This window comes from Brevibacterium iodinum ATCC 49514 (genome assembly GCF_900169265.1).
GTDB lineage: Bacteria > Actinomycetota > Actinomycetes > Actinomycetales > Brevibacteriaceae > Brevibacterium > Brevibacterium iodinum.
Genome location: NZ_FXYX01000010.1, coordinates 79370 through 99741 on the forward strand (window position 1 = coordinate 79370; position 20372 = coordinate 99741).

General features: G+C 64.6%; 20 protein-coding genes. 7 read left to right on the plus strand and 13 right to left on the minus strand.

Translation table 11 applies throughout. The features are described from left to right. Nucleotides 1–95: 95 nt before the first annotated feature. The 4 genes from BI49514_RS08845 to BI49514_RS08860 form a co-directional block, all read right to left on the minus strand. Nucleotides 96–839, minus strand: a complete 744-nt coding sequence (locus BI49514_RS08845; RefSeq protein WP_101546185.1) for a response regulator — start codon at nt 837–839, stop codon at nt 96–98. After that, complete coding sequence (locus BI49514_RS08850) at nt 787–2520, minus strand: sensor histidine kinase (RefSeq protein WP_101546187.1); 1734 nt, start codon at nt 2518–2520, stop codon at nt 787–789. The genes BI49514_RS08845 and BI49514_RS08850 overlap by 53 nt, the downstream gene beginning before the upstream one ends. After that, nucleotides 2520–2948, minus strand: a complete 429-nt coding sequence (locus BI49514_RS08855) for a hypothetical protein (RefSeq protein WP_101546189.1) — start codon at nt 2946–2948, stop codon at nt 2520–2522. Before BI49514_RS08855 ends, BI49514_RS08850 begins: the two co-directional genes overlap by 1 nt. A gap of 112 nt (nt 2949–3060) precedes the next feature. After that, nucleotides 3061–3687: a TetR/AcrR family transcriptional regulator gene (locus BI49514_RS08860; RefSeq protein WP_244194995.1), complete on the minus strand. Its 627-nt coding sequence runs from the start codon at nt 3685–3687 to the stop codon at nt 3061–3063. A 372-nt stretch (nt 3688–4059) separates the two neighbouring features. Here BI49514_RS08860 and BI49514_RS08865 point away from each other — a divergent pair, with 372 nt between their 5' ends. The 4 genes from BI49514_RS08865 to BI49514_RS08880 all read left to right on the plus strand — a co-directional run bounded on the left by BI49514_RS08865 (nt 4060) and on the right by BI49514_RS08880 (nt 7749). After that, nucleotides 4060–4275 carry a CsbD family protein gene (locus tag BI49514_RS08865; protein ID WP_101546191.1) on the plus strand — a complete coding sequence of 72 codons (216 nt, stop codon included), beginning with the start codon at nt 4060–4062 and terminating at the stop codon, nt 4273–4275. Nucleotides 4276–4400: 125 nt separating this feature from the next. Next, a complete protein-coding gene (locus BI49514_RS08870) occupies nt 4401–5804 on the plus strand; it encodes an alpha,alpha-trehalose-phosphate synthase (UDP-forming) (RefSeq protein ID WP_101546223.1) in 1404 nt (467 codons plus the stop codon). A gap of 23 nt (nt 5805–5827) precedes the next feature. After that, nucleotides 5828–6133 carry a hypothetical protein gene (locus tag BI49514_RS08875; protein ID WP_101546193.1) on the plus strand — a complete coding sequence of 102 codons (306 nt, stop codon included), beginning with the start codon at nt 5828–5830 and terminating at the stop codon, nt 6131–6133. Between the two features lie 329 nt (nt 6134–6462). Next, entirely contained in the window at nt 6463–7749 is a 1287-nt protein-coding gene (locus BI49514_RS08880; protein ID WP_244195321.1) for a cation:dicarboxylate symporter family transporter, read from the plus strand. A 162-nt stretch (nt 7750–7911) separates the two neighbouring features. Here BI49514_RS08880 and BI49514_RS08885 read toward each other — a convergent pair whose 3' ends face one another. The 7 genes from BI49514_RS08885 to BI49514_RS08915 form a co-directional block, all read right to left on the minus strand. Beyond that, on the minus strand, nt 7912–8865 hold the full coding sequence (locus BI49514_RS08885; protein WP_101546195.1) for an alpha/beta fold hydrolase: 954 nt from the start codon (nt 8863–8865) through the stop codon (nt 7912–7914). 92 nt (nt 8866–8957) lie between these two features. After that, nucleotides 8958–9644, minus strand: a complete 687-nt coding sequence (locus BI49514_RS08890; RefSeq protein ID WP_101546196.1) for a TetR/AcrR family transcriptional regulator — start codon at nt 9642–9644, stop codon at nt 8958–8960. A gap of 48 nt (nt 9645–9692) precedes the next feature. Beyond that, nucleotides 9693–10715 carry a phosphotransferase family protein gene (locus BI49514_RS08895; RefSeq protein ID WP_101546197.1) on the minus strand — a complete coding sequence of 341 codons (1023 nt, stop codon included), beginning with the start codon at nt 10713–10715 and terminating at the stop codon, nt 9693–9695. After that, complete coding sequence (locus BI49514_RS08900) at nt 10712–11935, minus strand: acyl-CoA dehydrogenase family protein (RefSeq protein ID WP_101546198.1); 1224 nt, start codon at nt 11933–11935, stop codon at nt 10712–10714. Before BI49514_RS08900 ends, BI49514_RS08895 begins: the two co-directional genes overlap by 4 nt. A 36-nt stretch (nt 11936–11971) precedes the next feature. Further along, entirely contained in the window at nt 11972–12979 is a 1008-nt protein-coding gene (locus BI49514_RS08905; RefSeq protein WP_101546199.1) for an NADPH:quinone oxidoreductase family protein, read from the minus strand. A gap of 68 nt (nt 12980–13047) precedes the next feature. Continuing rightward, the gene (locus tag BI49514_RS08910; protein ID WP_101546200.1) at nt 13048–13830 is read right to left on the minus strand and encodes an SDR family oxidoreductase; all 783 of its coding nucleotides are present in this window, start codon (nt 13828–13830) and stop codon (nt 13048–13050) included. A gap of 14 nt (nt 13831–13844) precedes the next feature. Next, complete coding sequence (locus BI49514_RS08915) at nt 13845–14324, minus strand: MaoC family dehydratase (protein WP_101546201.1); 480 nt, start codon at nt 14322–14324, stop codon at nt 13845–13847. Between the two features lie 178 nt (nt 14325–14502). Between BI49514_RS08915 and BI49514_RS08920 the strand changes: the two genes are divergently transcribed. After that, nucleotides 14503–15462, plus strand: coding sequence for a phosphotriesterase family protein (locus BI49514_RS08920; protein WP_101546202.1), 960 nt, complete (start codon nt 14503–14505; stop codon nt 15460–15462). Nucleotides 15463–15571: 109 nt separating this feature from the next. After that, entirely contained in the window at nt 15572–16900 is a 1329-nt protein-coding gene (locus tag BI49514_RS08925; protein WP_101546203.1) for an MFS transporter, read from the plus strand. 23 nt (nt 16901–16923) lie between these two features. Here BI49514_RS08925 and BI49514_RS08930 read toward each other — a convergent pair whose 3' ends face one another. Further along, complete coding sequence (locus BI49514_RS08930) at nt 16924–17730, minus strand: SDR family oxidoreductase (protein WP_101546204.1); 807 nt, start codon at nt 17728–17730, stop codon at nt 16924–16926. 148 nt (nt 17731–17878) lie between these two features. Here BI49514_RS08930 and BI49514_RS08935 point away from each other — a divergent pair, with 148 nt between their 5' ends. Beyond that, a complete protein-coding gene (locus BI49514_RS08935; RefSeq protein WP_101546205.1) occupies nt 17879–19417 on the plus strand; it encodes an AMP-binding protein in 1539 nt (512 codons plus the stop codon). A 349-nt stretch (nt 19418–19766) separates the two neighbouring features. On the opposite strand, the gene BI49514_RS08945 is transcribed toward BI49514_RS08935, so the two are convergent. Next, nucleotides 19767–20360, minus strand: a complete 594-nt coding sequence (locus BI49514_RS08945; RefSeq protein ID WP_101546207.1) for a hypothetical protein — start codon at nt 20358–20360, stop codon at nt 19767–19769. Between the last annotated feature and the right edge of the window lie 12 nt (nt 20361–20372).

Consider the following 20372-nt stretch of genomic DNA (forward strand, 5'->3'; position numbering starts at 1 on the left):
AGCAGCTTCGCCGCTATCGACGCACGCCCCTGGAAGACATAGTGCAGGCTGCGCACGACGTCGGGGCGCCACCTCAGCCGGACTGACACGGCCCCTCACACCCACCGATACTCGTACTCGGGCCGCCCCGGAGTCCCGTGCCGAGGTTGCTTGATCGCCTGCTTCGTCGAGACGAGGTGCTCCAAGTACCGACGGACGGTGACCCTGGACAGTTCAAGCCGACTCCCCACCTCGGTGGCGGAGACCGGGACTGCGGAATCGCGAACGAAGGCAGACACTGCCTCCAAGGTCTCGGCGATGAGCCCTTTGGGCAGGGTCGTCGACGACACCGACCGCAGAGCTGAGAGCGCATTGTCCACCGAAGCCTGAGTCGCCAACGAACCCGATCCGCTGAGTCCGCGCCGGAACTCCCGCTGGTTCTCCAGCTTCTCCCGGAACGACGCGAAGGTGAATGGCTTGATGAGGTATTGCGTGATACCCGACGAGATCGCCGACCGGATGACCTGCAGGTGCCGCACCGCGGTGATCGCGATGATGTCGACGTCCTGACCGCGCGAGTTCAGCCGCCCCGCCACCTCGAGGCCATGAGAATCCGTGAGGTTCATATCGAGTAAGACGATATCGACTGGCGTCCCGGCCGCGGCGAGTTCGTCGAAGCGTTCGATCGCCTCGTGCCCACCCAGGCACGTTCCGCCGACCTCGAACCCAGGAATCCGGGCCACGAAGTCCGCATGCGCCTGCGCCGTCGTCGGGTCGTCTTCGACGATGAGGACCCGCAGCGCGGCATCATCGCTCACGTGAGTCTCCTTCGGCCCGATCCTGACTCGAATCCTCACCATCAGTGGTGTGGTTCTCCGAAGAATCGTAGTCGCCGACCGCGGCGATGTCCCGCAGCGGAAGCGTCACCGTGAAGATCGCACCGCCATCGGAATCGACATCGATATGTCCGCCGAGGCGGCTCACCGCCTGTCTGACCAAGACGAGCCCGAATCCGTGCCGTCCCACACCCCCGACCTCAGGTTTCGCCGAGGCGCCGAGGTGGAAGAGCGCATCGACGTCCTCCCCCACAACTCCGGCTCCGGAATCCGCGATGGTGATGATGAGCTCCCCGTCAGCGGCGACGAAGTCCGCCCACACATGCTTCTCAACCGAGTCCGCGACCGCGTCGAAGGCATTGTCGAGGAGGTTGCCGGCAACGGTGACGAGGTCGCGAGCGTCGAGTCGTTCGGGAGGGAGTTCGCCGGTGGCCGTGACGGTGAGTTCGATGCCGCGCTCATTGGCCTGCGCGGCCTTGCCGATCATGAGCGCGGTGATGAATGGTTCGTCGAGGGAGGCCACGAAGGAATCCGTCAGCCGCTGTGATTCTTGCTCATCCTTGACCGTGAAGTCCAGCGCCTCCTGCACCCGACCGAGTTCGATGAGCGTGGAGACCGTGTGCAAACGGTTGGCATGTTCGTGGGTCTGGGCGCGCAGGGCTTCGGACAGAGTGGTCATCGTCGCCAGCTCCCCGGTGAGCTCCTGGATGTCCGTGCGATCGCGCAGGGTCGCGACCGTTCCGCCCTCGTCTCGCCCGCCGCGCGGCTGACGCGCCTGTTTCTGGCTGATGACGAGGACGCGATCCTCGGTGAAGTGGATTTCGTCGACCGCGACCCGACCGGTCGCAAGAAGGTCGCGGACGGATTCGGGCAGGGCCACCTCGGCGAGGGAGATCGGCGTCGATTCCTCCACCTTGGGCAGACCGAGCAGGGACGCGGCCTCATCGTTGTAGAGGACGAGCCGACCGGAATCGTCGGCGAGGATGAGACCTTCGCGCAGGGAATGCAGAGCCGAATCGTAGAACGCGAACAGCCGACGCAGCTCCTCGGGACCGTAGCCGAGGGTGACTCGGCGCAGGTAGCGGGCGAGCAGCCAGGAGCCGAGTCCGCCGAGGGCGAGCGCGGCCAGGCCGACGAGGATGATCTGCGGCAGGGAGGCCGCCTGCGCGACCGACAGGGTCTCGAGAGTCACGCCGACGGCGACCATGGCAGTGACCTCGCCATCGGCGTCCGTGATAGGCACGATCGCGCGCACCGAAGGCCCGAGCGTGCCCACGTACTCTTCAGTCTGGGTCTGCCCTGCCCGGGCTTTTGCAGTGCTCCCGAGGTAGGTCTTGCCCAGCTGATCTGGGTCGGGGTGGGTGTAGCGGGTACCGTCGCGGTCCATGATCGTCACGAAATCCACCTCGGCGAAATCGATGACGGTCAGTGCATATGGCTGCAACCGAGCGGAGGGATCGTCCCCGGTCACAGCCTCGGTGACAAAGGGATCGTGGGCCAGCGTCTCGGCGATGGACAGCACCCGTTCGCCGGCAGCGTGCCGAATGTTGTTCAGCGTCGTCACGTAGCTCGTCACCGACAGGGCGGTGCAGACCATGACGATGAGGACGAGCTGGACGAGGAAGAGTCGCCTTGCCAGGGTTCCGCCTCGGCGAGCCCGGAATCGCCCCCGGCCCCGCCGTGGAGGGGCCGGGAGGGACGCCATTACTTCTTAACGCTCTTCTTTTTCTTCTTGCTGCCGCCGGAGATGAGGAGGGCCAAGCCGATTGCGGCCAGCCAAGTGTCCTTGGCCACTGCGGTGCCGTCCTCGGACGGGCGGATGCCGTCGTCCTTGGTCATCGAATCGATGGAGAAGTAGTTCGCGACGAGGCCGGCGGCGAAGGTCGTCAGCGCGGCACCGGCGATGCGGGTAGGCACGAACGGCAGCAGCAGGGCGGAGCCGACGGCGATCTCACCGTAGGACAGGAACTTCCCGAACTGGGCGGGGGTCATGTTCTCGACCATGGGCACACCGTTGGCGGCCATCTGCTGGAGTCCGGCCGCGGATTCCTCGTCGAGACCGAGCTTGCCGATGCCCGAATTGAGGATGAATGCGCCGGGAACTGCGCGCAGAAGTGCGGTGCTGAGTTTCATATCCTGCTCCTTTGTAATCGGATCGTCACTGAGCCAAGACTATCCGTGAGGGCGCAGGCACGCCACAGCTCACGCCCCGCAGCGTGGATCGGGAACAGCCAGAGGGGAAGATCTACTTGTCTCTGCTCGTGCGGATGCGCTCGATGAGGTCATCGAGCGCATCGTCGAATTCGCGCTGCGTATGGTCTTCCCTCAGAAGATCCTGGAGACGCTGGACCGTCGGGTACTGCCCCAGATCCGTCTCCGATGACGCTTCACCGTCTTCGTCCCCGATGGCTTCCGGGGTCAGAGAGGCGGCATGGAGGAGGAGCGCTCCGACGAGGAAGCTCGTGAATGACTTGTACGCAGCCACGGCGTCCCTGTCAGAGAAGCCGAAGCGCTGCAGCGACGACAGGAATTCCTCGACCCAGCGCACGCTGCGCAGCGGCGGTCGAAGCCAGGGAGCCGCGGGCGGTTGAGTGGCGATGAGCGGGAAGATCCGCGGGTGGCCGATGGCGAGCTTGCGCGTGGCATTGGCCACTCGCTGCAGGTACTCTTCCCAGGAGTGAGCGTCCTCGGTCATGAGTTCGTCGTCGAAGAGACCGTCGATGAGCTCGTCGACCATGGCTTCGAGAAGATCCGCACGTCCGGAAATGTGGCGATACAGCGCCATGGCCTCTACTCCCAATACCGTTCCGAGGCGGCGCATCGTGAGCTCGCCGAGACCGCAGGCATCAACGAAGGCGATAGCTGATTCCACGATCTGGCTCCGGTCGAGTCGCTGCTGAACCACTTGCACCCTCTTTCCCTCGTCTGAGAAGTCGCGGCTGGGGAGGCGTCTTGCGACATTCTACGCGTTGCACCTGACGAAGCGAGAGGTATTTCCGAAGGACGATTACAGTGTAAACATCTCATGAATGAATAAGCTATCACCCTACGCTGACCTCGCCGCACAAGGGTAAGCCCTCAAACCTCAGGTACTGCCGAAGCGGCACCGCAGAGTTCTGATGCGTCCGAGTCGCCCGATCTGTTGCGGAGCGAAAGCCCGGTCTGCTAGGTTGATTACGCCGTAAACATGAATAGCGCTCGACAGAGCAGTACGTCCACACCGATCTCTACGAAAGGACGAATCATGGATTCTCACGACAAGACCGACAAGGTCTCTGACAAGGCTGAAGAGCTCAAGGGCAAAGCGAAGACCGCTGCAGGCAAGGTCACCGACGACAAAGGCCTCGAAGCCGAAGGCAGGACGGACGCGGCCAAGGGCAAGATCAAGCAGGTCGGCGACGACACCAAGGACTCGCTGAAGGGCGTCAAGGACTCGCTCAAGGACTCACCGGAGGACTGAGGGACGCGGCTGGAGGGCGGAGGCATTGTCCGCCTCCGCCCTTCGGCCATGCTTTCAGATCTCATGCCCCAGAAGTCGGCGTGCCGGTACGATCCGTCCCGGCGGCACGAGAAGAAGAGAAGATGATGGGAACTGACCGCCATGCTTTCGTCGTGGTAGCCAATCGCCTCCCCGTCGACCGCATCGACGGGGCGTGGGAAGCCTCGCCCGGCGGGCTGGTCTCAGCCGTGGCTCCCGTGGTGCGCGAGCAAGCCGGAGCCTGGGTCGGCTGGGCGAACACACATGACGACAGCCTCGAGCCCTTCGACTTCGACGGGATGAGCCTCGTCCCCGTCTCGCTCAGCCATGACGAACATCAGCAGTACTATGAGGGATTCTGCAACGCTACTCTATGGCCGCTGCACCACGACCTCATCGTCGCGCCGCAGTACCACCGCTCATGGTGGCGGGCCTATCGGGAAGTCAACGCCCGATTCGCACAGGCCGCGGTCGAGGCCGCCGAGACTGGGGCGACAGTCTGGGTACACGATTACCACCTCCAGCTCGTACCGGCGATGATCCGCGCTCAACGACCGGACATCCGGATCGGATACTTCTGCCATATTCCGTTCCCTCCCGTCGAGCAGATGGCCCAGCTGCCCTGGCGTGACGAGATCCTCCGCGGCCTGCTCGGGGCCGATGTCATCGGTCTCCAGCGAGAGGCCGATGCCGCTAAGGCCCGCCAGGCTATGCAGAAGCTGCTGGGCATGGATCCCGAGGAACTTCGCGGCCGCGTCGGCTCGTACCCGATCTCGATCGACGTCGAGGAGATCCGGGCCGCGACCGAATCCCCGGCGGTACAGGAGATGGCCCGATGCTTTCGCCGTGACCTGGGCGACCCCGCCACCCTCATGATCGGGGTGGATCGCCTCGACTATTCGAAGGGAATCCTGCACCGGCTGTGGGCTTTCGAGGAGCTGATCGACGACGGACTGCTCGATGCGCAGGGAACCTGTCTCGCGCAGATCGCAGTCCCCTCTCGCGAAGGCGTGCGCGCCTACCAGGACCTGCGCGACGAGGTCGAACATACGGTCGGGCGCATCAATGGGAGGTTCTCCACTCTCGGCGGCGATGTCATCCACTACTCCCACCACTCACATTCGACAGAGGAAGCCGTCGCCCTGTACCTGGCCGCCGACATCCTGCTCGTCACCTCCCTGCGGGACGGGATGAACCTCGTGGCCAAAGAATTCGCCACTGCCCGCCGAGGCAGGGGCGGTGCACTCGTCCTCTCCAAATTCGCAGGAGCCGCCGAAGAACTCGACCAAGCCATCATCGTCAATCCCTATGATCGGGCCGGCCTGAAGGCGGCCATCCATCACGCGGCCACGCTCAGCGAAGACGAGGCCCGGAGTCGCATGGATGCGATGGCCGACACTGTCGCCGCCTTCGACGTCCGCCGCTGGGCGCAAGCTTTCCTCCATGACCTGCGAGACCCAGCATCGGCGGCGGCTCTGTCGCCCAGCGACTGGTGGCACCGACCATTCTGACCGACCTACTCCAGGAGACCACTATGTACACGATGCTCAACAACCAGGAATCCTCGAAGTACGACCTCTACCTTCCCGGCAGACTCGTGGCCGCGCTCCATTACAAACTCGAGCCTGATGCCAATGAGGTCATGTTCATCTACTGCGAAGCTATCGAGCCTATGCAGGCGGATCAGCACCGCCGAGAGCTCATGCGGCGCGCTGTCGAAGACGCGAAGAGCCGACGCCTCAAGCTCACCATCACCTGCCCCATCGGCCTCAAGGCCCTCGAGCAGCGGGCACCGCGTGCCGATGCCGATCACCAGCACGCGGAGGAGCCGCAGGCCTGACTCTCGCCGGCCCGACCTTCGCCGACCCGTCCTCCCTGGCCATACTCCTGCCTCGGCGCGTCTCACTCCTCCTGTGAACACTATGAACGCAACCGAGACACCGATCACATCGGCTGGCACAGTTGTCGGGTACATCACCACCGCGGCCAGCAGTCGCGCGCAATCCCATCCACCGACGGGTGAGGTTGCGAACAGCATTTGGAGGAATCATGGCAATGTCGCCACAGCAGAAGGGCGGCTCCTTCGACAAGGGGATCGCCGCCGCAGCGAACGCTCCTGAACCGGGCGCCCCGCAGCGGAAGAAGGATCGCACCCACTGGCTCTACATCATGGTCATCGTCGCCGTGTTCGCCGGTGCGGCCATCGGGCTCATCGCCCCGGAGGCGGGAATCGCACTCGAACCGCTGGGCAAGGCCTTCGTCGCGCTCATCAAGATGATCATCGCCCCGGTCATCTTCTGCACCATCGTCCTCGGCGTCGGCTCCGTGGCGAAGGCGGCCACCGTCGGTAAGGTCGGCGGACTCGCCCTCGTCTACTTCCTGGTCATGGCGACCTTCGCCCTGGTCATCGGCCTCGTCGTCGGCAACTTCATCCACCCCGGCGACGGACTCCACCTCCAGCCGTACGAGGAAGCCTCCGGCGGTGAGGAAGGCGGCATGGTCGGCTTCCTCATGAGCCTCATCCCCGGTGACATCCCGGTCCTGCCGACCCTCGTGCTCGCACTCCTCGTCGGCTTCGCCCTGCAGTCGATGGGCAAGGCCGGCGAGCCCGTGCTCACCGGAATCAAGCACATCCAGGCTGTGGTCTTCAAGCTCATGATGATGATCATGTGGGCCGCTCCGGTCGGTGCCTTCGGTGCGATCGCCGCGGTCGTCGGCAAGACCGGCTGGGCCGCGATCGGTGCGATGGCGACCCTCATGGGCGCCTTCTACCTCACCTGTGCACTGTTCATCGTCATCGTCCTCGGCGGTCTGCTCAAGATCGTCACCGGCCTGAACATCTTCCTGCTGCTGAAGTACCTGGCCCGTGAGTTCCTGCTCATCTTCTCCACCTCGTCGTCCGAGTCGGCCCTGCCGCGCCTGATCGCGAAGATGGAGCACGCCGGTGTCTCGAAGCCGGTCGTCGGCATCACCGTGCCCACCGGCTACTCGTTCAACCTCGACGGCACCGCCATCTACCTGACTATGGCCTCGCTGTTCGTGTCCTCGGCCATGGGCATGCCGATGTCGATTCCCGAGCAGATCTCGCTGCTCGTGTTCATGATCATCGCGTCGAAGGGCGCCGCCGGAGTCACCGGTGCGGGCCTGGCCACCCTGGCCGCGGGTCTGCAGTCGCACCGTCCCGAGCTGCTCGACGGCATGGGCGTCATCGTCGGCATCGACAAGTTCATGTCCGAGTGCCGTGCGCTGACGAACTTCACCGGCAACGCCGTGGCCACGCTGCTCATCGGCAAGTGGATCGGCGAGATCGACATGGACCAGGCCCGCGCCACCCTGTCGGGTGAGAACCCCTTCGATGAGCTCTCGCTCGAACCGGATGCTCACGGTGCGCCCGCGGAGTCGTCAGCCCCGGCTGCTCGCGCCGAAGGCGAAAAGGAGAAGGTCGCCGTCAGCTGACCTTCGGACAGCCCCGAAACACCACCACGGGTGCCGTCGTCCTCATCGTGAGGATGCCGGCACCCGTGGTGTTTCGTCTCCCCTCGCCGAGGCGCCTGTGTAGTCGGGACAGCTGTGCAGTCGGGACGCCATCTCCAGGTCCACTTCGGCCACGAAACGCAGTCAATCGGCAGATTCTCGAGCCATTTCGATCACCGTGGCCGCAATGTCCTCCGGATGCGATTCCGGCAGCCAGTGGGAGGCCCCTTCAAGCGGGACGAAACGATAAGGACCCTCGACGTAGCGAGCGCTGAGCTCTGCGGTTGCGCGGGAAAAGGCAATATCCTCGCTGCCCCAGATGAAGCTCGTGGGCACCGTGATGGGAGTGCTCGGCGTCCGATCGCTGCCGTCCATCGCTTGGTAGTACTTGAGCACGGACAGAAAAGCCCCTGGCTCACTGAATCGAGCAACATAGGAGGCTGCGAGGTCGTCGGGGACGGCTCCGCCGTAGAGATCGACCAGTCTCTTCCCGTCATCGCGCAGCAACGTTCGAGCCACTCCTTCCGGGTGGTCTTGGATCGACCGCATATAGCCCATGCGTTCGTACTGGTCGTCGTCCGTCTTCAGCTGTTTACCCAGTGCTCTGGGATGTGGAGTCGACACGATGGTGCAGGTGTGCAGGCGCTGCGGGTGGTTCGCGGCAAAGGGCCAAGCGACCAGCCCGCCCCAATCATGACCGACGAGGTGGAATCGTTCGAGCCCCGCCGCGCGGGAGACGTCGTCAAGGTCGGCGACCAGGCGCGCAATTGCGTACTCCCCCACCGATTCGGGGCGCACTCCTGGCGAATATCCTCGTTGGTCATAGGCGAACACCCCCATCCCCTGTGCGAGGAGCAGGTCAGCAGTCCTCTCCCAGCAGGAAGCGTATTCCGGCCACCCGTGCAGAAGGATCGCCTCACCGAGGTCGGGTTCCGGGTGCGTCGGCGTCGCCCGGAAAGCGGCGAACTCCCCTTGGTCGGTGGTCACCGTCAGCGCCTCGGCGTCGGCGGTCTCCGGCAGCTCTGCCAAGCGCGCGGCCACCGAGGCGTTGTCGAACGGGGCACCGCTGAAGGGCTGGGAAGTCGTTGATGCTGTCATGGGTCAGCCTCCTCGTTGATTGAGATCCATTGATTCTCGGTCCCGGTCATTGGACACAGGTCAATGCTGAGCCCCCGGCGGCCCGGAGACTGCTATTTGCGACGTGAACCGTCAGTGGGGATGCCCAGCGCGTTGACCCACAGTTTGGTCGCGGTCTCCACGAGCAGTTCGTCGCTGCCCCAGTCCGGTTCCTCGACCGCATATTTGAAGTACGCCATCCGCCCGACCATCGCTGACAGCGCCCGGGCGGACATGAGGGGGTCGAGACTCGGGTCGACATACTCTTCGTCCTGAAGCTTTCGGATCCACCGGCAGTTGCGTCTGGAGAAGGCCCGCGCCCGGTCGAGGCGCAGTCGACGGAAGTTCGCGTCGATCGCGGCGACCTGTTCGAGCAGGAGCATCAGCTTCGCGTTGCGCTTATACGACTCGATGTAGGCACGGTGTCCGGCTCGCAGCTGCTCGATGACGGTACGCACTTCGTCGCCGCTGTGCGGCGGGCCCGGGTGGAGCATGTCCTCCTGGGCTTCGCTGAGCACAGCAGCGAAAGCCTGCTCCTTGCTGTCGAAGTAGGTGTAGAACGTGCCCGTGGAGCACTTGGCCTCTTTGGTGATGTCGGTCAGCCGGGAATCGATGAAGCCATCACGTTCGAACACGACTCGGGCGGCGGCGACCAGAGCCGCCCGAGTGCGGGTTCCCCTCGTGGTCGTCGGGAGATCGCGCAGGAGCGCGGTATCCACGAGCGTGGGGAGATCCTCAGCTGAGCCTTCGGTCGTCGACATGGCAGCCAATCCTACAATCCATTTCTCGGGCACGGGCAGAGTGCAAGCTCATGAGGTCAGCCCGCTCTCCCGCGCAACAGCCCATCCCTGATCGATGATCGCCTGGACGTCGCGGGCCGTGGGCACGCCGTGGGCAGCGGCGTTCGCAGGGTTGTCCGCGACGCGGCGACGGACGCCTTCGGCGATGATCGCGATCTTCCACAGCCCCAGTGTGTGCCAGAAGCCGAGCGTTCGCTTGTTGCGACCCGAGACAGCCAGGTATTCGGCAGAGATCTCGTCGCGGGTCGGGAATCCGTCCACTGCAGTCGGGGCGCCGTCGGGCACCTCGCCGGCCTGCGTCCAATACGCCAAGGAGCTGCCCACATCGGCCAGCGGGTCACCCAGTGTCGCCAGTTCCCAATCGAGCACTGCTCGGATGTCACCGGTGGCGCTGTCGATGATGACGTTACGGATGTGGAAGTCACCATGGACCAGAGTGATCTCGCCAGGCTCAGGCAGGTGCTCGGTCAGCACCGTCGTGAGAGCGTCGAGATCGGGGCGGTCTTGGGTCCGGCTCTCCTCGAGTTGGCGGCTCCACCTCTTCAGCTGCCTCGGCGCATAGGGCTTCCGAGACGCCAGGTCGCCCAAGCCGACAGCGTCGATGTCGACGGCGTGGATCTTCGCCAGGGTCCGAGCGAGTTCGAGGCCGAGACGTCTGCGCGCCTCGGTGCTGAGCTTTCGGGCGGCCTCCTCGTCGTCGATGACGGTTCCCTCGACGTGTTCCATGATGACCACGGGGACATCGGCGACTGCGGGATCCTCACAGACACCGAGGGTGGCTGGGACCGGCACTCCGGTTGCCTGGAGTGCGGAGATGATCCGATGCTCCCGGGCCACGTCATGGGCCGACGCGAGGAGGTGCCCCAGCGGGGGACGACGGGCGATCCACGACCGCCCCGCCTCGTCGTCGATGCGGTAGGTGAGGTTCGACTGCCCCTGCCCCACACGGGCTCCGCGGAGCGAACCGGTCACCGGCTCGCCAGCGTCCCGTATCCATCTCGCCAGGCTCGGCAGATCGAGTTCGACGCTCATCGGGACTCCCGTGCGTTCTTCCTCCGTCGCAGTTCACGCCGCGCGATCGACCGTTTGTGCACCTCGTCGGGACCATCGGCCAAACGCAGTGTGCGCTGATGGGCGTAGAAGCTGGCCAACGGAAAATCGTCGGTGACCCCACCGCCGCCGTGGACCTGGATCGCCCGGTCGATGATCGTCAGCGCCATGTTCGGGGCCTTGACCTTGATGGCCGCGATCTCCGTGGCCGCTTCCTTGTTGCCGACGGTGTCCATCATCCACGCAGCCTTGAGCACGAGGAGGCGGGTGGCTTCGATCTCGACGCGTGCCTCGGCGATCCAATCCTGGATGTTCGCCCGATCTGCCAGCGGCTGACCGAAGGTGACTCGTTCCTGGGCACGATCGATGAGCAGGTCGAGTGCCCGTTCGGCCATCCCGATCGAGCGCATGCAGTGGTGGATGCGGCCCGGACCCAGCCGGGCTTGGCTGATGGCGAATCCGTCGCCCTCGCCGGACAGCAGCGCAGTCTTCGGCACTCGCACATCGTCGAAGATGATCTCTGCGTGGCCTTCCCGGTCGAGGTAGCCGAACACCGGCAGTCCCCGGACCACGGTGATGCCCGGAGTGTCTTTGGGGACGACGAGCATCGACTGCTGTCGGTGGGCCTCGGCGTTCGGGTCGGTCTTGCCCATGACGATGAAGACCTGACAGTTGGCGTGCAGAGCGTTCGAGGCGAACCATTTCCGCCCGTTGAGCACATAGTCGTCTCCGTCGGAGGCGATGCTCATCTCGATGTTCGTCGCATCGGAGCTCGCCACCGCCGGTTCGGTCATGCAGAACGCTGAGGCGATCTCACCGTTGAGCAGCGGTTTGAGCCACTTCTCCTTGTGTTCGTCGGTCCCGAAGAGCGCAAGGACCTCCATATTCCCGGTATCGGGTGCGTTGCAGTTGATGGCCTCGGGGGCGATCTCCGCACTGCGTCCTGTGATTTCGGCAAGGTGCGCGTACTGAAGGTTCGTCAGTCCTGCTCCCCATTCGTCGTACGGCAGAAACAGGTTCCACAGTCCTTGGGATCGAGCCTCACGCTTGAGGTCTTCGAGGACGGGCGGGTGGAAGTTCGGGTCCCCAGCCTCGGCCCGTTGCCGGTGGTAGACCGGTTCCGCGGGGTAGACGAAGTCGTCCATGAAGGCGTTGAGTCTGGATTGGTAGTCGCGGGTCGTCTCATCTGGTGCGAAGTCCATAGTTCCTGCTTTCTCGGTGAGGGGGTGTATGCGGTGTCAGCTCTGGTGATCATGGGCACCGGCGCCGCCGGTCTCTCCTCTGACTTCGAGGACGACCTTGCCGCGCACGGATCGGGAGTCGATGAGCTCGAGGGCCTCCTGCGCCCTTTCCAACGGGAGCACGCTGTGAATGACGGGATCGAGTGCCCCTGAACTCAGATGCGGCCACAGCGTGTCCCACTGGGTGGCGACCATCTCCGGTCGTCCGGCCAGTGCCGCGCCCCACCCCACTCCGGCCACGGAGATGTTGTTCAACAGCAGACGGTTGACCTTGACTTCGGGGATGGATCCTGCGGTGAATCCGAGGACCAGAAGAGTGCCGAAGGTCTTCAGTGTGCGCAGGGAATCGGTGAACCGGTCACCGCCGACCGGGTCGGCGACGAGGTCGACACCGCCAGGGAGCAGGTCCTTGACCGTGTCTTTGAACCTTTCGGCCAAGACCACATGAGAAGCGCCGAGGCTGCGCACCGTCTCCGCCTTCTCCTCGGTCGAGACCACGCCCACGACTTCTCCGCCGTAGGCGCGGGCGACCTGGACGAGGGCGCTGCCGAGTCCGCCTGCGGCGCCGTGGACGAGGACCGTCTGACCCGGTTCGAGTCTCCCGCGCACGCGCAGCGCGAAGTCCGCGGTCAGGAGGTTCATCGGCATTCCTGCTCCTGCGGTCAGCGATACGGACTCCGGAAGCGGGAGGACGCTGGCGGCCGGGACGGCGATGGACTCCGCGTAGGCCCCCGTGTTCGCCACCCCGACGACGCGGTCGCCGACGCTGAGACCGGTGACGCCTTCGCCCAGCTCACGCACGGCTCCGGAGATCTCCGACCCCACTGTGTAGGGCAGCGGCGGCTGCATCTGGTACTGCCCGCGAGATTGGAGCAGTTCGGGGAAGGTCACGCCGGCATAGGCGACGTCGATGAGGACCTCGCCAGGCCCGGGTGTCGGAGTCTCGACGTCGCGCAGTTCGAGGGAGCCGGGGCCGTCGGTGGCTCTCAGCTGCATTGCTCTCATGATGGTCGGGGGTCCTTTCGTTTGGGTTCGCCACGTGGGTGATGCTGTCAGGGCGGTCGTCGAGGACGTCAGAGAGGAGACGAGGCGACGACACCGCCGTCGACGGCGATCGTCTCTCCCACGACGTAGTCGCCGGCCCGGGAGGCGAGATAGGCCGCGACTCCGGCCATGTCCTCACTGGTGCCGATTCGTCCTGCCGGGATCTTCGTCTTCACCTCGTCGCCGTGATCGCGAGCGTCCTTGTTCATCTTCGTGCCGAAGGCCCCGGGAGCGATGCCGCTGACGATCACTCCGTCCGGGGCCAGCCGGGAGGCCAAGCGTTTGGTCAGGTGGATCACCCCGGCCTTGGACGCGTGGTAGCTGTAGGTCTCAAGCGGATTGGGTCGGATACCGTCGATGGAGGCGACGTTGATGACCTTGGCGAGGTGGCTCCCCGAGGCCGCGGCGGCCCGCAGGTCGGGCGCAAGTGCCTGTGTGAGGAAGAACATCGCCTTGAGGTTGAGGTCCATGACCTTGTCCCACCCGTCCTCCGGGAACTCGTCGAACGGCGCACCCCAGGCGGCACCGGCGTTGTTGACGAGGATGTCCAGACTCGTCTCGTGCTCACGGAGCCGGGCCACCACCGAGGCGAGTCCCTCTTTCGTCGAAATGTCTCCGGGCAGGGACACGCAGGTCCCCTGTTCGGACAGTTCGGCGGCGGTCGCGTCACAGGCCTCGGACTTGCGGGCGGTGATGTAGACGCGCACGCCCGACTGCACGAATCCCTCGGCGATCATCCGGCCGATTCCGCGCGAGCCGCCGGTGATCAGCGCACTGCGCCCTTTCAGCGCAAACAGTGTCGACATGTCCATGGAAACTCCCTTGTTCAGATGTCTGCGTCGTGTTCGGTGAAGTAGCCGATCGATTCGGCGACGCAGATCGGCTTCTCGATCCCCTCGGCTTCGAAGATCTGAGTGGTGGTCACCTGTGCGGACCCGGTGCCGCGTGCATCGACGGCTGAGACCGTCGCCCGCATGCGCACCTTTGAACCCACTGGTCGAGGCTGCGGGAATCGCACCTTGCCGTAGCCGTAGTTGAGACTGTGCGCGAATCCGTCGAACGCCATGAGCTCCTCCATGAACCCCGGCCCCAGCGACAGGGTGAACAGTCCATGACCGATCGTGCCGCCGAAGGGACCAGCGGCAGCACGTTCCTCATCGACGTGGATCCACTGGTGGTCGTTCGTCAGGTCGGCGAATGAGTTGATGTCGTTCTGGATCAGCGTGTGCCAGCTGGTCGGACCGAGTTCCTCACCGACGAGCGATTCAAGGTCGGCGATGGTCGTGGGCCTGATGGGAGTCGTCATTGTCTGCCTTTCGGTGGGTGCGACGGGTCACGCGCGGTCCGTGAAACCCGAATCATCATCGTATTTGAAATTGAGTTCAGATTCATTACTCTGAGACTAGCCGTGTGCGCTGGGTCACTTCAAGGTGGAACCGAAACATGCCTCACGGCAGGGACATCTACGCAAAGGAGCGGCACCCATGGCAGAAGTCCAGACCGTCACCGGCACCATCGACAGCAGCGAACTCGGCCGAACCCTCGTCCACGAGCACATCTTCGTCCTCAGCGAGGAGATGCGGCAGAATTACGACACGGCCTGGGACGACGAAGAGAAGATCGCCGATGCCGTCGCCAAGCTCAATGACCTCAAAGACGCGGGGATCGATACGATCTTCGACCCGACGGTCGTGGGTCTCGGTCGCTACATCCCTCGGGTCCAGAGAGTGGCCGAGCAGACCGACCTCAACATCGTCGCAGCCACCGGCCTCTACACATTCACCGACCTCCCCCACCAGTTCGAGCATCGCGGCCCGGGTCTCCTCGTCGACGAACCGGAACCGCTCGTGAAACTGTTCGTCCGCGACCTCGAGGAGGGCATCGCCGACACCGGAGTCAAGGCCGCCTTCCTCAAATGCGCCATCGAATCCCCCGGGCTCACTGAGGGCGTCGAGCGCACGATGCGGGCGGTCGGTCAGGCGAGCGCTCAGACCGGCGCCCCCATCACCGTCCACACCAATCCACGCACAGGCTCCGGCCTGGTCGCGCAGCGAGTGCTCAAGGAAGAGGGCGCGGATCTGGGGAAGGTCATCATCGGCCACTCGGGCGACTCGACAGACCTCGACTACCTGTCCCAGATCGCCGAGAACGGATCGTTCCTGGGCATGGACCGGTTCGGCATCGACGCCTATCTGCCGACCGAACCGCGCGTAGACACCATCGTCGAACTCGTCCGTCGCGGCTATGCCGACCGCATCACCTTAGCCCACGATGCAGCGTGCTACATCGACTACTTCACTCAGGAAGAGAAGGCGCAGATCCAACCAAACTGGCACTTCCGCCACATCAGCGACGACGTCATTCCGATGCTGCTGGACAAGGGCGTGACCGAAGACGATATCGACACGATGCTGGTGAAGAACCCGCGCCGTTACTTCGAGTAATACCCATCGGCCATATGCACTGAGGGACCATTTTCGACGATGAAGGGAATCCCATGTCAGTCCACGCACAAACCATCAATCCGCAGGTGAAACGGACAAACACGCTGGATTGAGAACTGCCGGCCTCGTCGGCTCCTCGATCGAATGGTACGACTTCTTCCTCTACGGCACAGCGGCGGCACTGGTCTTCCCGCAGGTCTTCTTCCCTGATACGAGCGGAGTCACCGGCACACTCCTGGCGTTCTCGACCTTCGCCACCGGTTTCATCGCGCGGCCGGTCGGCGGGCTCGTCGCCGGCAACTTCGGAGACAAGATCGGCCGCAAACCCATGGTGGTCATCGCCCTACTGGGCATGGCCGTCTTCACCTTCCTCATCGGCTGCCTGCCCTCGGCCGGGAGCATCGGCCTCATGGCCCCGGTCCTGCTCGTCACGTGCCGATTCATCCAGGGCATCGCCTGCGGCGCCCAGTGGGGCGGGCTGGCGCTGCTGCTCAGCGAGTCCGCCGGGCCCAAGCACCGAGCATTCTCGGGCTCGTTCATGCAGGTCGGCGTTCCCACTGGAGCCCTGCTCGGCAATCTGGCCTTCGTCATCGTCTCGTCCGCGGTCGATGAGGCGGCCTTCGTATCGTGGGGCTGGCGGATCCCGTTCTGGGCCACGGCGCTGCTGGTGCCGATCGTCATGTACATCCAGCTCAGAGTCGAGGACTCCCCCGAGTTCAGACAGCTCGAGAACGAGGTGTCTGCGGCCAAGCCGAAGGTCGTGCAGGCACCGCTGTGGCAGGCCATCAGATCGCACTGGAAGACGATACTGCTGGCCGCGGGCACACTGTCGGGAACGAACTGCGTCTTCTACATCACGATCGCCGGAGCCCTGTCCTACGGCACGAGCTACCTGGGTATGGACTACGGGCAGATGCTCATCGCCGCCATGCTCTCCTGCGTGTTCGGCATCGCCACCATTCTCATCGGCGGCAGGCTCGCCGACCTGATCGGTCGCCGTCCGGTCATCATCATCGGTGGCGTCGGCCTGCTGGCGTGGGCGTTCCCCTATTTCACCCTGATCAATACGACGGACATCGTCCTCTTCGCGGTCTCGATCAGCGTGGCCAGCGTGTTCCAGTCACTCATCTACGCCCCGATCGCCGCGTACTTCGGCGAATTGTTCGCCCCGCAGATCCGCTTCTCCGCGGTCTCTCTGGCCTATCAGCTCAGCGCGATCGTCGTGTCGGGCTCGACGCCCATCGTCATGACGTGGCTGATCGCGAAGATGGACGGATCAACGCTGGGGATCACGCTGTTCGTGTGTGCGATGGCCCTGATCACCGTCGTGTCAACGCTGGCACTGAAGGAGACGAACCCGAAGTCCGTCAGGCAGTCTCCGACGGCCGTACCAGGTGAGCATCTTCGCGCGGAGGCCGTCGAGGTCCATCCTGCATAGTCGGCCCAGCCCGCGTAGTCGGCTCAGCTCGCAGCGCCGCTGCCACGCAGCTTTGCCTGGTAGCGGCGCATCCCGCGGATCCACCGGTCGTAGTCGGAGCCTTTCATCCGGTGCATGTCGAGGACCTCAGGATGGGGCAGAATGAGGAAGGTCTCGGCTTCGACGGCGGCCATGACGGCCTTGGCGACGTCCGCCGGCTCGAGAACGGTACCGGCCTCGGATACGGCACGTTGGGCGGCGAGTTCCTCTGCGGTCAAGGAACTGGGGTCTTCTCCCCATAGGATCTTGGTGTTCACCCCCATCGGGGCGAGCACGGAGACGCCCACTCCCTCGTCGCCGTAGGTCACCGACAGCCATTCGGCGAAGGCGAGCGCGGCGTGCTTGGTCACCGAGTAGCCGGCCTGGCCGATCTGCGTGAGCAGTCCCGCCGCCGAGGCGGTGGCCACGAAATATCCTTCCCCGCGGGTCTGCCACCGGGGTACGAGCCGTTCGGCGGCGCGGATGTGCGCCCGCAGGTTGACGTCGAGGATGCGGTCCCAGTCGTGTTCGCCGCCGATTCTGGGGGCTCCGGCAATCCCGGCATTGGCGAAGTAGAGATCGATGTCGCCGAGTTCCCGGCTCGCAGCGGCCAGCAGATCGTCGACCCCGGCCGCCGTGGAGGCGTCCCCGATCCAGTGCGGCTGACCCAGTTGCGCCGCAGTTTCCGTGACCGCCTCGGCGAGGTCGGCAAGCAGCACCCGGGCTCCACGCTCATGCAGTGCCCTGGCCAGCGCCGCACCGATCCCCGATGCTGCCCCGGTGACGACGGCAGTGCGTCCCTCGATCTCCATAGTCCTCTTCCTCTCCGGCGCACCCCGTTGTGTCCGAAACGCGGCCGACCTATAGTTGAACCTGTACTCAGTTTCAAGTATTTCAGCATCCACATATTGCTGTCGAGCCCCGCGCGGGCCCGTCCACGTCGTGATCCGAAGGAGTTTCATGACCACGAAGTCGCGCACATCGATCATTGATCTGCTCACCCCTTGGGCGGAGAAGGACCCAGAGTCCGTCGCAGCGGCCACGCCGCCGGGACCAGATCGGGTGACGCTGTCGAAGGTGCGCCTCCTCGGCGAAATCGGTGCTGCGCGTGACCGCTACCTCACTGCGGATGTCCGCACCGGCGACCGGATCGTGCTCATTGCGCCCAGCTGCCCGGAGTTCCTCATCGAGTTCTTCGGTGCGCACGCTGCCGGGCTGGTGGTCGTCGCAGTCAATCCGCTCTCGACGGTCAGGGAGCTCGACTACATCCTCACCGATTCCGAAGCCCGCGTACTCGTGGCTCATCCAGCCTCGGCCGAGGCGGGGAAGGCTGCGGCCGCACAGCATGACGTCGAATTCCGCACTCTGCCCGTCGTCGGCGACGAGGGCCCCCGCGCCGAGGTGGGCGCCGAGTCCGATGTCACCGTCGATCGTGCCGATTTCGCGTGGGACGACGTCGCCGCACTCCTCTACACGTCGGGCACGACGGGCAAGCCGAAGGGGACGATGCTGACCTTGGGAAATTTCATCTCGGCGACCGATATCGTCCGGGAGATGATCGAAGCCACGCCCGCCGACCGGTCCGCGACCGGCCTGCCGCTCTTCCACGTGTTCGGTCTGGCGGCCGTCACCCTGCCGGCGATGAGTGCCGGTGCGCCGGTGACCCTTTTCCCCCGCTGGGATCCGCAGATCTTCATCGATTCGCTCGCCGAGGACGAGACGACCATCGTCTCCGGCGTACCGACGATGTGGATGTCGGTGCTGGCGAAGGCCCCCGAGGGCGAAGCACCGGACCTGCGCATCATCAGCTCGGGTGGGGCCTCGATCGCCGCCGAGGTGGTCCGTCGGGTCGAAGATCGCTTCACGGCACCGCTGGCGGAGGGCTACGGGCTCACGGAGACGTCCGGACTGGGCACATTCAATCCGCTGCATGGGACAAGGAAGCCCACGAGCGTCGGTCCGGCGGTGCCCGGGTTCGAGGTCAAGACCGTCGACCCCACCAGCGGCGATGAGCTGCCTGCCGATGAGGTGGGTGAGGTGCTGCTGCGTGGGCCCGCGGTCATGGCCGGCTATTGGAAGAAACCCGAGGCCACCGCCGAGGTCCTCGATGCCGAGGGCTGGTTCCGCACGGGCGACCTCGGCCGGGTGGATGAGGACGGATATCTCTTCATCGTCGACCGCATCAAGGACCTCATCATCCATGGCGGGTACAACGTCTACCCGCGCGAGGTCGAGGAGGTCCTCTATGAGATTCCCGATGTCGCTCAGGCCAGTGTCGTGGGTACTCCGGATGAGAAGTATGGTCAGCAGGTCACCGCTGTCATCGCCCGCACTCCAGGGTCCGACCTCGAGGTCGCTGACGTCGAGCGGATCTGCCGGGAGAATCTCGCCGCCTACAAGATCCCCCGGATCATCGAATTCCTCGACGAACTTCCCAAGGGGCCCAGCGGCAAGATCCTCAAGCGGGAGATTGTGCGCATGTACACTTCGAGTTCGTGAATGCTCACGCTGGGGTGTCGTCCGGCGGTCACCGGATGGGCCAGCCCAACCGGTTGCGGACTTTCACCGCCATGACGCGGACATCGTCGTGTTCGAGCGTGCGGGAAAAGCTCGGCGTTGCCGGAAACGCCGAGGCGGCCCGGGTGAACAGCACGACCGCCGGGTCGCCCACAACCGCAGAGGGGACCCAGAGACCGTCTATCCAGTGACCCAATTGGTCGTGGATAGCCGCGGCCCACTCCCGGCGTCGTATGGATTCGCCACACAGCCCCGGTGTGCTGGTGAACGGTTTCCGGAGGAAGCGTCAGCGGTACCTGAGGGCTGCGGGGGCTCTTCTGCCGAGTCGGGCTCACTCGTATCCCAGTTCAGCAACCAGCGAGGCCACAGCTTCGACGGCACCGCCGGCCGTCAACCACTCGACAGGCGTCCTGCCGTCGAGCCCATCCTTCTCCTCTGTCATGAACTGCTGAATGGTCAGCGGGTGCACGTACTGCGGGAAGTTCGGGATGATCGTCCGCAGCCCCGGAACCATTTGGTTGTCTTCGAACTGCCATGCCGGAAACAGCGTGGTGCGTCCGTTGCTGGACGGCAGGGCGTACAGGTCACCTGCCAACTTCGAGCGACGGATACTGGCGCCTTGTCGTCCCAGCAGCTCGGAGACCTCACCGGTTGTCAGGGCAGAGTCACGCGCCTCCTTCTCCGCCAGCACTCGATCCTCAGCGACCTGGATGCGCGCGGCTTCATGAGTCTGCGGGGTCAGATCCTCTTCCGTCAGGTCGGTGGTCTCGAGCAGAAAGGCACGCTCACCCGTAGACAGGGGCTCCGAAGATGGGTCGCTCATCTCGCGGAGGATGTCCATAAAGGCATCGACGCTCATTGGATCGCCCCGACGGTTCAGGGCCGACTCCAGACGCGACGTGTGGTCGAAGGCGTCAGTGCTCATGCACACCATGTT